Origin of the sequence: Butyricimonas sp., assembly GCF_019423355.1 — a bacterium.
GTDB lineage: Bacteria > Bacteroidota > Bacteroidia > Bacteroidales > Marinifilaceae > Butyricimonas > Butyricimonas faecihominis.
The window spans coordinates 20962-34980 of the sequence record NZ_JAHZBP010000004.1 but is presented as its reverse complement, the minus strand read 5'-3'; the positions used below and the strand labels follow the sequence as shown (position 1 = coordinate 34980).

16 protein-coding genes are annotated in these 14019 nt (G+C 35.0%); all 16 read right to left on the bottom strand.

Annotated features, from left to right (window positions below; translation table 11 throughout):
* Positions 1-118: 118 nt before the first annotated feature.
* The 16 genes from QVC79_RS06655 to QVC79_RS06580 all read right to left on the bottom strand — a co-directional run bounded on the left by QVC79_RS06655 (position 119) and on the right by QVC79_RS06580 (position 14017).
* Positions 119-520, bottom strand: a complete 402-nt coding sequence (locus QVC79_RS06655; protein WP_270592060.1) for a hypothetical protein — start codon at positions 518-520, stop codon at positions 119-121.
* A complete protein-coding gene (locus tag QVC79_RS06650; RefSeq protein WP_124317944.1) occupies positions 456-734 on the bottom strand; it encodes a hypothetical protein in 279 nt (92 codons plus the stop codon). Before QVC79_RS06650 ends, QVC79_RS06655 begins: the two co-directional genes overlap by 65 nt.
* Before the next feature lie 159 nt (positions 735-893).
* Positions 894-2069, bottom strand: a complete 1176-nt coding sequence (locus QVC79_RS06645; protein WP_270592054.1) for a DegT/DnrJ/EryC1/StrS family aminotransferase — start codon at positions 2067-2069, stop codon at positions 894-896.
* A gap of 9 nt (positions 2070-2078) precedes the next feature.
* Positions 2079-2738 (bottom strand): sugar transferase, encoded by a 660-nt coding sequence (locus QVC79_RS06640; RefSeq protein WP_270592053.1) that lies wholly within the window; start codon positions 2736-2738, stop codon positions 2079-2081.
* Between the two features lie 2 nt (positions 2739-2740).
* Positions 2741-3421, bottom strand: a complete 681-nt coding sequence (locus QVC79_RS06635) for a PIG-L deacetylase family protein (RefSeq protein WP_270592051.1) — start codon at positions 3419-3421, stop codon at positions 2741-2743.
* Between the two features lie 10 nt (positions 3422-3431).
* Positions 3432-4403, bottom strand: a complete 972-nt coding sequence (locus tag QVC79_RS06630) for a hypothetical protein (protein ID WP_270592048.1) — start codon at positions 4401-4403, stop codon at positions 3432-3434.
* 3 nt (positions 4404-4406) lie between these two features.
* Entirely contained in the window at positions 4407-5138 is a 732-nt protein-coding gene (locus QVC79_RS06625; RefSeq protein ID WP_124317972.1) for an SDR family NAD(P)-dependent oxidoreductase, read from the bottom strand.
* Positions 5135-6373 carry an ANL family adenylate-forming protein gene (locus QVC79_RS06620; protein ID WP_124317971.1) on the bottom strand — a complete coding sequence of 413 codons (1239 nt, stop codon included), beginning with the start codon at positions 6371-6373 and terminating at the stop codon, positions 5135-5137. Before QVC79_RS06620 ends, QVC79_RS06625 begins: the two co-directional genes overlap by 4 nt.
* Positions 6373-6591 carry an acyl carrier protein gene (locus tag QVC79_RS06615; RefSeq protein WP_124317970.1) on the bottom strand — a complete coding sequence of 73 codons (219 nt, stop codon included), beginning with the start codon at positions 6589-6591 and terminating at the stop codon, positions 6373-6375. The genes QVC79_RS06620 and QVC79_RS06615 overlap by 1 nt, the downstream gene beginning before the upstream one ends.
* A 15-nt stretch (positions 6592-6606) precedes the next feature.
* Positions 6607-7368, bottom strand: coding sequence for a glycosyltransferase family 2 protein (locus tag QVC79_RS06610; RefSeq protein WP_270592044.1), 762 nt, complete (start codon positions 7366-7368; stop codon positions 6607-6609).
* Positions 7369-7385: 17 nt separating this feature from the next.
* Entirely contained in the window at positions 7386-8693 is a 1308-nt protein-coding gene (locus QVC79_RS06605; RefSeq protein WP_270592041.1) for a UDP-glucose dehydrogenase family protein, read from the bottom strand.
* A 295-nt stretch (positions 8694-8988) separates the two neighbouring features.
* On the bottom strand, positions 8989-9795 hold the full coding sequence (locus QVC79_RS06600) for a hypothetical protein (protein WP_287642460.1): 807 nt from the start codon (positions 9793-9795) through the stop codon (positions 8989-8991).
* A gap of 37 nt (positions 9796-9832) precedes the next feature.
* Positions 9833-10990, bottom strand: coding sequence for a non-hydrolyzing UDP-N-acetylglucosamine 2-epimerase (wecB, locus tag QVC79_RS06595; RefSeq protein ID WP_270592039.1), 1158 nt, complete (start codon positions 10988-10990; stop codon positions 9833-9835).
* 8 nt (positions 10991-10998) lie between these two features.
* On the bottom strand, positions 10999-12099 hold the full coding sequence (locus QVC79_RS06590; RefSeq protein WP_270592036.1) for a DegT/DnrJ/EryC1/StrS family aminotransferase: 1101 nt from the start codon (positions 12097-12099) through the stop codon (positions 10999-11001).
* Entirely contained in the window at positions 12096-13007 is a 912-nt protein-coding gene (locus QVC79_RS06585; RefSeq protein ID WP_270592034.1) for a glycosyltransferase family 2 protein, read from the bottom strand. Before QVC79_RS06585 ends, QVC79_RS06590 begins: the two co-directional genes overlap by 4 nt.
* A gap of 5 nt (positions 13008-13012) precedes the next feature.
* Complete coding sequence (locus QVC79_RS06580; RefSeq protein ID WP_270592033.1) at positions 13013-14017, bottom strand: lipid II:glycine glycyltransferase FemX; 1005 nt, start codon at positions 14015-14017, stop codon at positions 13013-13015.
* Positions 14018-14019 lie beyond the last annotated feature (2 nt).

Genomic DNA, 14019 nt, shown 5'->3' with positions numbered 1-14019 from the left:
AAAGTACTCATTCCCCACTTTCAAGACAACAAAAAAGGGTAGCAAAAGTGTTTTAAACTCCTACTACCCTAAAATCTTACCAACTTTTCACTCTAGATTCTAAACTCTAAATTTTAATCTACTTGTAAGCCTGTGCCCTCAATTTCTCAATCAACCTCTCCAATTGATCCAAAACCGTCTCCTCCTTATACCGTTTCAATACCCTGCTTTTCAACTGCCGATAATTTTTGATCTGGATCCCCAAAACCTGCTCTGCAATGGCCACCAACTCGCAAAACTCCAGTAACTTTCCAGTCGGAGAATAAAATTCTTCAAGAGCCTCGAAACCAATCAATAGTTCCATCACTTTTGTCAGCACATTTTCCGTCTTCCAGTACACCAACGCCTTCTTCTCCTTATTTTTCAGGAACCTCTCCGGATTATCCATCTTCTCGTGAAAAAGCAGCCATTCGTCCTCAACCACTTGCAATCCTCGCCCGATAAAGCATAACCGACACGCCCCTTTTTTCCCCCACCCCATCACAGTCCTTGTACATCTCTAATAATGCCTGCAATCGAGTCTTCGTGTAATTCAACGCACGGCACGTCGACAAATAATCCTCTCCCGTGTCGCATAGCCCCGCAACCTCTTCAACAAATTTTCCTAATTCTTCCTCTAAACTTTCTTTCGTAATTTCCTCCTGTGATTCTCCTGCCAATAATGCAAAGAACCTCGTCTTTAACAATTCTGTCATAGTTTTTAAATTTAAAATAATAAAAAATCCCGGGCGTTATTACCCGGGACATATTCTTAATTTAAAAATCGGAATCAGGAAATCACATCATCATACCTCCTCAAATCTCTCAACCATTCACCCAAAAATCATCAAGCTCTCAATCTTTCAATCTAATATTTAAAATCTAAAATCAGAAAGCTGTTTCACAACTTTCGTAACTCTCTCCACGTCCTCATCTGTCAACGTCGGACCCGACGGCAAGCACAACCCGATCTCGAACAAACGTTCACTTGTCCCATTTCCGTAATACGGGGCATCTTTGAACACGGGTTGCAAGTGCATCGGCTTCCACAACGGCCGACTCTCTATATTCTCCTCATCCAATGCTAACCTGACATCTTCTCTCGTGAAACCCGCCTCTTCCGGTTCCACAGTGATACACGTCAGCCAGTAATTCGAGTTAAAACCCTCCCCTTCCGGCTGGCACATCACCTTCACACCCTTCACTCCGGCTAGTAACTTCACGTACAAGTCATGAATCGCCCGTCTCCGAGTAACGTGCTCATCCAGCACGAACATCTGTCCCCTCCCGATTCCCGCACAGATATTACTCATCCGGTAATTATAACCGATCTTCTCGTGCTGGTAATGCGGGGCTTGTTCCCTTGCTTGGGTTGCGTAAAATAATGCCCGTTTCGCTTTCTCCTCATTGGGACATATCAATGCCCCACCTCCCGACGTAGTGATCATCTTGTTACCATTAAATGACAGTACCCCGTATTCTCCGAACGTTCCACATTTCCTCCCCTTGTACTCAGAACCCAAGGCTTCTGCCGAATCCTCTAACACGGGGATTCCGTAACAATTCGCCACCTCCATCACCTCGTCCATTTTCCCTGGCATCCCGTACAAATGTACCGGAATAATCGCCTTCGGTAACTTTCCCGTCTTTTCCAACCGATCTTTGATCGCCTCCTCCAACAACACCGGGTCCATATTCCATGTCTCCTTCTCACTATCCACAAAAACCGGAGTCGCTTCCAAGTAAGCAATCGGGTTCGCTGATGCCGCAAACGTGAACGACTGGCAAATTACCTCATCTCCCGGTTGTACCCCTAGTAATATCAACCCCAAATGTAATGCCGCAGTCCCCGCACTCAACGCCACGATTCGCATTCCCTCATTTTCAATTTGCAACCCTCCATCTCCAATTAAAAAATCTCTAAGAGATTTTTCAAAAGCATTTACATTTGGCCCCAAGGGAACCACCCAGTTCGTATCAAACGCCTCTTGTATAAATTCCTGCTCTCGCCCGCTCATATGAGCTAAAGAAAGCCATATTCTCGATTTCATCTTAATTTATTATTTTATACTCATTTCAATCATATCCAACTCTTTAGGTTTTTTGAAGTATTGTTTTCCAAAAAGCGTCATAACAATAACGAATGCAGTTTTCAGTATTAGCAGCATATCATATAACAAACCTCGATTTTTCACATAATATAATTCCAATGCCAACTTTTGTGGAAGAAATTCAGTTTCATACAATTTTTCATCTTCATATTGCTCTCCATGAGTATAATCATAAAGACTAGCAGGACTAGTAAGTCCTGGTTTAATATCCAAAATTCGCTTATACTCACCATGATATAAATTTCTAACATTTGCGACATCCTCTGGTCGAGGGCCAACAATCGTCATCTGTCCTAATAAAATATTAAATACCTGAGGCATTTCATCTATCTTAGCTTTCCTGATAAAATAACCAAAAGGAAATATTCTATTATCATTTTGTAAGGTCGTCAGTTTCACCTCACCACTATCAACACACATCGAGCGAAATTTATAACAAGTGAATACATTACCATGCAGACCAACTCTCCTAGCTTTATAAAAAACTGGCCCCGGGCTAACAATCTTAATTACAATTATTGTTATTACAAAAATTGGAGAAAAAACAAGCAAAAATAAGACTGCAAATAATACATCAAATACTCTCTTTACAACACGATAAAGGAACATAATTAATTTATCATTCTAAGTAGCACAAATTCTTCGGCAGCAAATAAACCTACACGTAAACCAGCAGCCCTATCCACTTCTTTCAAATACTGGACAGAACGTGGATGAGGATACTCCCTAAGTTCTGTCGTATACATACTAAATGCTTCATACTTTCTTTTCATGCACATTTCTATATCTACAAAAACATTAGGCATGAACATTGTTTCACTTTTGTTTGGAGTCCATTCCGTTGAAGATGGAACACTATAACAATAAAGTTCCTTAACGACTTGTCCTAAAACAGGACGAACAGCAACAAGAGTTGATTTATATACATTTTGATGATCAATATTTACATCTCCCCAAAAATGAGTAAAAATAGTATCCGGTTGAAACTCATCAACAGAACTCTCTATAATCTTATTAATCTCAACGTGTGGAGTACAATCAAGCCTCATATCTGGTAAACCTCCATACCTAATAGATTTTATACCCAAAATATCAGACGATTTCCTGGTTTCTTCTTTCTTATGACTAATAATAGCCATTAAATCATCTGAATTGCGATACTGAGAAGAACTACCATCTGTAACAATGAGAAGTTGTACTTCACACCCTGTTGAAGTTAATTTAGCAATAGTCCCCCCCATCCCTAAGACTTCATCATCAGGATGAGCTGAAATTACTAATACTTTCTTCATACCTCTTAAACTATCGAACATCATAATTTAGTAATCCAAAATCCCAATTATTTATATCATATATATCAGAGAATTTGTCATTAGGAATCAACACATCACACATGAGAGGCAATTTTTTAGGCTCCAATCTTTTAGGTACTTTAATAAAAAGAAGTTGAAACAATCCCATCTTTCCCACATAAATTATTAAATCAACATTTTGTTGTAGTATTACTTTTATTACCTTCAAAAAAGCTTTTATCGAACGTTTCCCTTCTTGAGTAGCTTCTATGATATAAGCAGTCTTTATCCCCTCTTCATTCACTATTCTATAAGAATAAAATATATCTTGCACTGAAAAATTAGCATACTTAGTCCCATGAAATTTATTCTGAATATACCTATCATCTTTATCTATCTCGTAAGCATAATCTTTCGCTTTACTCTTCCCTAAAGACACCCAATAAGACAAACAAAGAACACAAAACAAATAAATCCGAGTTAATCCCTCAAACAACCATCCACAAAATTTTAAATTTAAAATTTTATTAATTTTGATAGGTATTACCCAATAACTTATTTCACCTATATCTTTCCATTTCACAATATTCTTCCAATAAGGATATGCTGTTGCATTAGGAACCGCTGTTACCACCTCAATACCTTCCTCTTTAAGTGTCCCTACAAGTTGTTTATATAACTTTCTCAACATCAAAGGATCTATTCTGAAAGACTCCCGGATAAAAACATCAACAGCCAATCCGTTAAGAAAAAATCCCTGATGACAACGATAATTGCAGGGAATTATTGTAATACCACCAACCACATCCCCTTCATCAGAAACTAATAACGAATGCAAACTATATCCTTTACAAACAGAAAAATATTTATTCTTAAAATCAGCTATCGTTTCATCCGTTCCGAATACTTCATTATAACCAATGACATAAGTTTCCCAATCTCGATCACTCCATTCTGTCGTCTTGCAAACTTTAATTACCATAATTTATATAGTACCAGAATCAACATGAATATTTTGACCAGTTATAGATTCTGCTGAATCCGAGAGCAAAAATTTTATTGTATCAGCTACAGACGTGATCGTGGTAGCCTTTTTCAAGGATGTCCTCTTATAAATTCGATCTTTTTGTTCTACTGTAAGTGTTGAACTCATATTTGTCTCCATAAAACCTGCAACAAGAGCATTAGATCTAACTCCCTTTTCTCCCCATTCACGCGCTGTATCTTTAGAAAATGCTTCTAAAGCACCCTTTGTTGAAGCATACATGGCTAACCCTTTGTAACCAGTGTGTACGCTTATCGATGACATATGCACAATACTTCCTTGAACTTGATGAAGTAAAAAATGTCTTATGACATATTTTGTCATTAGCATGGGTGTAAACACGTTAACTTTATACATTTGCTCTAGCTTATTATAGTTCAAGTTTGTAATTATATCATCATAAGCGATAGCAGCATTATTAACAAATCCGTGTAAAGGGACGTCAAAACCAATAAAATTTTTAAAAATAGATCTCACATCTTCAGTATTACTTAAATCATACCCTAACCATTTTAACCTATCAGGGAACTGCTCCATAAGTTGAGATAATTCTTCTGATTTATTTCTACTAATACCATAAACGACCACATTTTTTTCACCCAAAAGACTTCTTACAATTTGGACTCCCAAGCCTCTTGAAACACCCGTCACTAAAAAATTTTTATTACTCATAACTTTCGTGATATTTTACCTGTCCTTGTAACATTGAGTTGTTCCACGAATTTAAAAATTCGCGGAATTTTAAATTCTTGGAGTTTCTGCCGAAGTTGTTCTCTAATCATTTTTTCTGTAATATTCTCATTCTCCCTTACAACATCACAACAAACGATCTTTCCTAAAATTTTACTATCTTTCGCATAAACATAAACATCTATCACTCCTTGACATTCTCGAATACATTCCTCTAGTTCATGGGGATTTACCTTATATCCCCCAACATTGATCATCTCATTCTTTCTTGAAAGAAAATGGAAGGTAAGAGGTATGTCATGAACAATTTCAATAATATCACCCGTGTGATACCAGTCACCATCAACATCCACAAGAGAAGACTTCCCCAAGAGAGAACTATGAATTAAAAGCTCTCCATTCTCCACACGGACCAAATTTTTCATTTCTTCTTTAATTACAAATTCATTTCCCGCAGAAGCAAATAGCGTTCCCGCTTCTGTAGAAGCATATACATTCGTCAACTTAGCATTAGGAAAAAGACCGATTAACTGATGAAGAGTATGTTCATCAAACTTTTCTCCCCCAGAAGTTAAACGGGTAACTGATTCACACGTATCTTTAGGAGGTAAAAGCAAACGATAAAAAGTTGGAGTTGCCGAAATATTTGTGATATTATATCTTTTAATTTCATGAATAATTTCCCTAGTATCAAGGCCAAACAGTCGAATAATACTATTTCTATTTAACAAGGCTTGAAAAAATACTTGAAGCCCCGCCATATGAGTTGGATTAAACGCAAATCCCCAAATATCATTAATATGCCTTTCACTTTTCTTTACTTGCCTTGTAATAGAAGCAAACGAATGTGATACACTCTTAGGCAAGCCTGTTGTCCCCGAAGTAAAAAGAGTCATTCGCCATTTCTCCCTATTTGATAAAATAACTTCTTCAAAATTACCTTCATGGATTTCATTTCCAATTACAACCGGACGAGTCGCAGCCTTTATATCAACATCTCCCACTAATTTTCTCACCTCTACATCCGTGAAATCTGCATCCAACAAGATTATTTCCTCTCCTATAACAAGTGAAGTTACTATATTCTTAAACACCTCATAATAACTTTCCTCTTTACAATAAGGATTGTAAACAGATGTATTCCTAACATCCTCTATCAACTGATGATAAGAAATATTTACACCGTCTTTTACATCTATATAGAAAACATCATCCATTACTTTAATTTTTCCATTATTTCTCCAATAGTCGAGACAACACCCTCTCCAAAAATATCAATATCATATTCAGCCTCAATTCTAACAGTAAGTTCTGCCAGATCAAGAGAATCAAACCCGATATCACTCTTCAAAGAAGATTCCTCAGAAATAAATTTTACTGTGTTTTTACCGCGATTTTCAAGCACGGTATTGATTATTGATAATAATTTTTCCATAAATCATTTAATATTTCATACATTTTTCTCGTAATACCATTTTTTCATCACTCCGAATATTAAATTACGAATAGTGTTAAAAACTGCCACTGTTACTGGTTCCTTCTCTACCTCCCGGAATAATTTATAGTGCCATTGGATTAAACTGGTTTTCTTTAAACGGCTAATAGAACCAGTACGAACTCTATAACTCGCCAAATTTTCATTTAATAAATAACAATCTGCCTTCTGTATCACTTTAAGCCACATGGCATAATCATTATTTTTTTTTATATCTGCGATTTGAATAAGCCCCACAACAGACATGTCATACATAACAGTTAAACATCCTATCCAACAATAATTAAACATACCAAATTTCGTGATATGTTTTGGTCCTGTTACAACTCGATTCAAAGAGTTTGATGCTTCATCAATCACCCCTAAATTCGTGTAAGAAAAACTAATATGATTATCCATCATAAACTTAATCTGTCTATCAAGTTTATTCGGCAACCATAAATCATCACTATCTAGAAAAGCGATCCATCTCCCTTTAGCCTCACGCAAAGCCCGATTTCTTGATACTGCCGCACCACTATTTACCACATTTTGATAATAATGAATACGTTGATCTTGAAACGACCTCACTATATTTTCCGTATCGTCCGTTGAACAATCATCAACAATAATTAATTCCCAATTAATATAGGTTTGGGCAATCACGGAATTTATTGTCTCTGCAATAAATTTAGCACAATTATATACAGGAGTTATGATTGAAACTAACTCTCCCATTCTTCTCGAATATTACCTTAACCTATTCTTAAATAAGCAATACCACCCAGTTCTTTTTCATCAAACACGTTACGCCCATCTATCAGTACAGGTCTCTCTCTCATTGAACGTTTAATCACCTGCCAACTCGGCATTCTAAACTCTTTCCATTCCGTTACATGAAAAATTGCATCAGCATCCACTACCGTGTCATACATATTTTTAGCGTATAATACTTTTTCTCCAACCCGTCTTCTACATTCACCCATGGCCACAGGATCATAGACGGTAATCGTACACCCAGCACACAACAAGCTATCAATCAACACTAACGCAGGAGCCTCTCTCATATCATCCGTTTCCGGTTTAAACGATAATCCCCAAATTGCGACTTTTTTACCTTCAACCTCACCATTAAAATATTTTTTGAATTTCTCGAAAAGAACATTCTTTTGGGATTCATTTACTGCTTCTACTGCATTCAAAACCCGCATATTATATCCATTTTCTGTTGCTGTTTGTATTAATGCTTTCACATCTTTCGGAAAACAGGAACCACCATAACCACACCCCGGATACAAGAACTTACTCCCAATACGACTATCCGTTCCTATTCCCTGACGAACCATATTCACATCAGCTCCGACCAATTCACACAAATTAGCAATATCATTCATAAAACTAATTCGAGTAGCAAGCATTGAATTTGCCGCATATTTCGTCATTTCAGCAGAAGGTATATCCATGAAAATCACCCGAAAATTATTCAACATCATCGGTTTATACAAACGAGTCATCACCTCTTTAGATCGTTCTGTATCAACACCTATAACAACTCTATCCGGTTTCATAAAATCATCTATCGCATTACCTTCCTTCAGAAACTCAGGATTAGAAGCAACATCAAATTCAATGTCAACTCCACGCTTATCTAGCTCCTCTTGAATTATTTTCTTCACCTTTTTCGCAGTTCCTACAGGCACCGTACTTTTCGTCACTACAACCAAATATCTGTTGATATTTTGCCCTATCGTTTTAGCAACTTCCAACACGTAACGTAAATCAGCTCTTCCATCTTCATCAGGAGGAGTGCCTACTGCACAAAATACAATTTCAACCTCATGCAAAATTGAAGTTAAATCCGTCGTAAAATACAATCTATTAGCCTTTACATTCCGCTCTACTAAAAATTCTAAACCCGGTTCATATATTGGAATTTGGCCTCGCAATAAAGAATTAATCTTTTCTTGATTAACATCCACGCAAGTAACATTTACCCCCATCTCAGCAAAACACGTTCCTGATACAAGTCCCACGTAACCTGTACCCACAATAGCTATATTCATGACAATTATAAATTAATACTTATTCAAAAAAGAGTAATACATTGCCTTAAGCAAAGCCAAAGGCCTCGTCAAAAACAACCACAAATTATATTCAAATGGATGACAGCACCATTCTTAGCAATACCTATCAAAATTCTCCAATTTTCTTTTAATAAATAAAAAAGGATCTTTTTGGTTGTAGCCAAATTATTTCTAATTCTTCTATAATAAATTATTTTAAAACTTATGGCTAGATACTAACAATAATTTCATCCAAATATTTTTATTACATTCACATACAATATAACTTTCATCTTCATAGATAGTCCATCTTCCTACGTATTTCTTCTATATTCAATATTGCCCTTATCTTCAATACTGGAATTAATGATCGAAAAGGATAAAGTAAAACAACCATAAGCTTAAACCACCATTGATATACTATTTGCACTCGACAATAAGCTTTACGAAAATTAAATTTATCAATTAAGAAAGTTTGAATATTAGAATGATTCGTTATTGATTTTGCACCATCATTCACATATAACAACTTCAATTCATCTAAATAGTAACGATTCATCTCAAAAATCAATCCATAATACGGATAAGTTGAATTCAAATATTGAGGATCTGCTTTCATCGTATTATATTCACAACAATCTCCATGCAATGTATTTATAGCAACAGCAACAACTTGTCCTGTTTTTTTATCATAAACAGCCCAATAATCAATATTTCCTTTTAAACTTCCTTTTTTAATGCTATCTACAAAATCTAACTCTGAAATTATTTTTGCCTTAACTTTATAACTTTTAAGTGCCGCTAAAAAAACAGGATATCCCACTCTTAACATTTCGTCCGAAGAGATGCGTTTTATATCATATGTTTTAAAAGATTTACGAATTTGGTTTCTTACTTTTGTCGATAATTCTTCAATTCCACCAAAAGAATCTTTTATCACATAATAATAAGGTAATTCTACATTTGTATCAAAATCAAAAGTATTTATCAATAATACCCCCCCAATTTTTAACATTTGTTTACACAAAAACAAGCTTTCATACAAACTTTTATGAGGAGGAACTGATTTCTTCCAAGTTCCCTTATACAACACAAAATCCATATTATTACAATATTAAGATGCTCTATATGAGAATCATTTATTCTAATTTAAGACGTGATACTATTCTTTCACAAGCTTTTCCATCTCCATAAGGATTTATAGCCCGACTCATCTTATTATAATAAAATTTATTATCCAACAAACCAGAAATCTCACATACAATATTATCATAATTAGTGCCGACAAGTTTCACAGTCCCAGCCTCCAACGCTTCTGGACGTTCTGTTGTATCACGCATAACCAATACGGGCTTACCTAAGCTTGGGGCTTCCTCCTGAATTCCGCCACTATCGGTTAAAACTATCGTTGATTTTTCCATCAAATAAACAAAAGAAAAATATTCTAATGGTTCAATGAAAAACATATTACTCAAATTCAATAAATCTTCTCCAAACACTTCATGAATCGGTTTACGAACATTAGGATTTAAATGCATTGGATAAACAAAATCTACATTTGGATATTTTTGGGTCAAATCCTTAATTGCATTACACATGCTTATAAAACCATCTCCAAAATTTTCACGTCGGTGACCAGTAATTAACACGAGTTTTTTACCATCACGCAAACGATTGACATCATAACCAGAATTTTTAAGAATCAATTTCAATTTATTTTCTAAATCCAAATTATTCTTGATTTTGTCTATTACCATATAAAGGGCATCAATAACAGTATTACCTGTAATTACAATACTCTCTTTTTTAATATTTTCCACCAAAAGATTTCTCTCACTCAAAAATGTAGGAGCAAAATTGTACTTAGCCACTCGACCTGTAATTTGTCGATTCATCTCTTCCGGCCAAGGACTGTATATGTCATGTGTACGTAAGCCTGCTTCAATATGACCAACAGGAATTTGTTGATAAAATGCTGCTAGAGCTGAAGCCATACTTGTTGTTGTATCTCCATGAACAAGAACAATATCTGGCAGAGCCTCTTTCAATATATCCCTCATACCAATAAGTACCCTCGCAGTAACATCATATAAATCTTGCCCTTGTTTCATTATGTTAAGATCATAATCAGGTGTTATTTCAAATAAAGTCAGTACTTGATCCAACATCTCACGATGTTGTCCTGTTACACAAACTATCGCTCTAAACTCATTTGGATATCTCTGAAACTCCTTAACCAACGGACACATTTTGATTGCTTCAGGACGCGTCCCAAAAACTAACATTACTGATTTCATATTAAAACCTAATTATTTGAATTTAGAAATGTATTAAGACACGCTACCGTACGCTGATTCCGTTCTTTATCCATTACTATTGGAATTTCTATAACACGATTATATAGAGCTTTTGCAGTTGGATAGTAGCCAATTTCGTCTAATAATTTATACCCTCTTGTACACCATAAATTTTGCGAGTGAAAAAATGCAATAAATCTATCTCGTGATTCAACAGAATCTGCAATTAAAACTATTTTGTTGTTATTTCCGATCCCTCTTATGGATTTTATTAACCGAAATTGACTAGAGGTTAATAATAATTTATCAACAGCACTCATAACCTCACTACGTTCTGAAATTCCCTTAAAATTAGAAATAGCTATACGATGTAAAATTTTACGTTCATATTGAGAAATTCCATCACACGACAAATCTAGTATTTTAAATAAAAATATTTGAATATAATTTAGGACTGCTATTCTATATAGCTTTTTAAAATTATAATCAGCATATCTATTAAAAAAGAAATTTACAAAACTCAACCAATGATAAACTCTATGCCTTGTTTTATTTAAATTTTGCGAGATAATTGCCTTCGTCCAAAAATAACATCCCATATGACCAAATGTTGGTTTTCCTGCAGAAAAGGAAAACAAACCAGCATCACCAAAACCACCAACCACCCTATTTTCTAAACGAGCGCCAAACGCCTGTGCAGCATCGTCAATTAGAATTATTTCATTTTCTTTACAAAACTCTTCCAAATCTATCAAATTAGCAGGATTTCCATAAAGACTAGGACATAATAAAACTTTAGAGCTTGTACGGTAATAAACTTCTTTTATTGAATTTACATCTGGATTTAAATCCTCAACATCAATATCGCAGTAAACAGGAATGAATCCAGCCTTCAAAACAGCCCAAGTAATCGAATTACATGCATATACAGGTAACATTACTTGTTTATTTAACAATTTACCGTCATCTATACTTTTCAAAATATGATATATGCCAAAGCGCCCCATTGAAGCGTAATAAAGCCGCTGCGTAAAACATGATTGTATTTCCGACCACCCCACATCACGAACATCCTCAGGTACTTCATAATAAAAAAAATTTCTTTTCATATATCCAGACGTAATTTGTTCATTATACCAAATATCCCATGCATTGTACCCAAAAAACTATACCACGCATCACAAAGTTCTGCATATTTCCAATATTTAGTAAATCTAAAGGCATATATCAATGGTACAAGAAATAATCCTCTTGTAGCGCATTTTAAAACGACACCAATACTTTCATATTTTTTAGCTAAATAAATACGATTACGACAAATCAAATATCTACTTAATGAAGAACGCCTAGCAATTACAGGATTATTAATATGCCAATGCCAAGCATACTCATTAGCGATAACTCCCATTTTAAAGCCAAACCTCCTTGCCTTATACATTGTATCTAACTCATCGCAATACATAAAAAGGTTGTCATCCTGCAGGCCAGTTTTAACGTAAAATTCACGTTTTGCCATTGTGAACCCCCCAGACACTAAATCTGTATATTTTTGCTTTATCGCAATTTTATTAATATTTTCACCTTTATTACAATACGTAACATTAAATCCCCGTACAATATGGCCATAGTTAGATATAATATTTGAATCTTTATCTAAAATTGCAGTAGATACAATACCTAGATTTTCATCACTAAACAAATAATCATACATAGCAGGTAAACACTTCCCGGTCACCTTTATATCATTGCCCAATATGGCAATAGCTTCTACATCTGTATGCTCTAAAGCGTATTTGATACCATCGTTATAAGCAGCCGTACATCCTCCATTATCTTTTCTTCTCAATATAACTGCATCAGGAAACGTCACTTTTAGTTCTTGAAAATATCTATCATCCGAACAATTATCAACTATAATAAACAGTTCTAATTGTTCTTTATATGTTAAATAGTGTTCTTTCCATTTTTTTAACTTATAGTCATCATTATAAGTCATTGATACACCTGCAATCTTCATATTATTTATCCTTTATTCAAATCAGCATAATTATGTATTTGCTTATCTATTGGATCTTGATATTTCTCAAACAACTTTCTAGCTTTCAATTGCATCACGAAACAAAATACCTTGTAAGCCAATTTATTAAATTCACATCTAAAGTTGTAACTCTTTTCCAGTTCTCCTCCAAATCGCTCTTTAAATCTTTGTATCCCATCCAATTTACTCCCCGGTTCAGGATTATAATGATATCCCACAAAACTATAGCTTTTTACTCCTAGATTTTTAAAATGAAGCATTGCCTTCCACAATAGGAAATTGGTCGCTCCCGGTTCTGGCCGAGCGATAGATGCCCCATGTAGATAATATGCCATCTCATTATTATAATAAAACATTCCCGCAGATTGAAGTTCTTTATCCTTACAGGCAAGCATAATTATTGCATTATTTTCCAAATTTTTCATCAAGCTTTGATAATAGCTTTCTCCTGCATCTGATTTACCACTCCTAGAATAAGTCATATTCGCAAGTGGAGCGAAATCTTTAACCAATTCTATACCTCCACTTATTATCTCAATCCCCACTTTTTCACCTCTTCGAATACTATTTCGATGTTTACTATTCACTTTTGCCCACAACTCTTCTTCCGAAAGAGTTAGATCTACGATATGATTACCACACGGAACCACATAACAACTTGATGGGTATGTTTGGAACCGTGCTGTATTTGCAACAACAGCCCATTGTATTCCCTGATTCTTTAATCCCATCATTGCAACATTCAGAAAATCTTTTTCATCTTCTCCTTCTTTAAGGACAAACGGTTCACTCTCCAAAACAGCAGCTTTAAGAAAAAACTTTTGTTTTATCCTTGCCACTAACACATGATATTCAGACCACAAGTACAACAAATGCTGACCACGCTCTATAGAATTTCTCTCATATGATTCCGAAAAAAAAATATTAGCATTTTGCAAGCTTAATTTAATTTTTTCTGGAAGATCAATATAGCTATTACTAATCTGCATAA

What these genes read in the sequence shown, in the direction of transcription:
- QVC79_RS06655 (WP_270592060.1), bottom strand. Translation starts at nt 520, where the DNA reads ATGGGGTGGGGGAAAAAAGGGGCGTGTCGGTTATGCTTTATCGGGCGA.
- QVC79_RS06650 (WP_124317944.1), bottom strand. Translation starts at nt 734, where the DNA reads ATGACAGAATTGTTAAAGACGAGGTTCTTTGCATTATTGGCAGGAGAA.
- QVC79_RS06645 (WP_270592054.1), bottom strand. Translation starts at nt 2,069, where the DNA reads ATGAAATCGAGAATATGGCTTTCTTTAGCTCATATGAGCGGGCGAGAG.
- QVC79_RS06640 (WP_270592053.1), bottom strand. Translation starts at nt 2,738, where the DNA reads ATGTTCCTTTATCGTGTTGTAAAGAGAGTATTTGATGTATTATTTGCA.
- QVC79_RS06635 (WP_270592051.1), bottom strand. Translation starts at nt 3,421, where the DNA reads ATGAAGAAAGTATTAGTAATTTCAGCTCATCCTGATGATGAAGTCTTA.
- QVC79_RS06630 (WP_270592048.1), bottom strand. Translation starts at nt 4,403, where the DNA reads ATGGTAATTAAAGTTTGCAAGACGACAGAATGGAGTGATCGAGATTGG.
- QVC79_RS06625 (WP_124317972.1), bottom strand. Translation starts at nt 5,138, where the DNA reads ATGAGTAATAAAAATTTTTTAGTGACGGGTGTTTCAAGAGGCTTGGGA.
- QVC79_RS06620 (WP_124317971.1), bottom strand. Translation starts at nt 6,373, where the DNA reads ATGGATGATGTTTTCTATATAGATGTAAAAGACGGTGTAAATATTTCT.
- QVC79_RS06615 (WP_124317970.1), bottom strand. Translation starts at nt 6,591, where the DNA reads ATGGAAAAATTATTATCAATAATCAATACCGTGCTTGAAAATCGCGGT.
- QVC79_RS06610 (WP_270592044.1), bottom strand. Translation starts at nt 7,368, where the DNA reads ATGGGAGAGTTAGTTTCAATCATAACTCCTGTATATAATTGTGCTAAA.
- QVC79_RS06605 (WP_270592041.1), bottom strand. Translation starts at nt 8,693, where the DNA reads ATGAATATAGCTATTGTGGGTACAGGTTACGTGGGACTTGTATCAGGA.
- QVC79_RS06600 (WP_287642460.1), bottom strand. Translation starts at nt 9,795, where the DNA reads ATGGATTTTGTGTTGTATAAGGGAACTTGGAAGAAATCAGTTCCTCCT.
- wecB (WP_270592039.1), bottom strand. Translation starts at nt 10,990, where the DNA reads ATGAAATCAGTAATGTTAGTTTTTGGGACGCGTCCTGAAGCAATCAAA.
- QVC79_RS06590 (WP_270592036.1), bottom strand. Translation starts at nt 12,099, where the DNA reads ATGAAAAGAAATTTTTTTTATTATGAAGTACCTGAGGATGTTCGTGAT.
- QVC79_RS06585 (WP_270592034.1), bottom strand. Translation starts at nt 13,007, where the DNA reads ATGAAGATTGCAGGTGTATCAATGACTTATAATGATGACTATAAGTTA.
- QVC79_RS06580 (WP_270592033.1), bottom strand. Translation starts at nt 14,017, where the DNA reads ATGCAGATTAGTAATAGCTATATTGATCTTCCAGAAAAAATTAAATTA.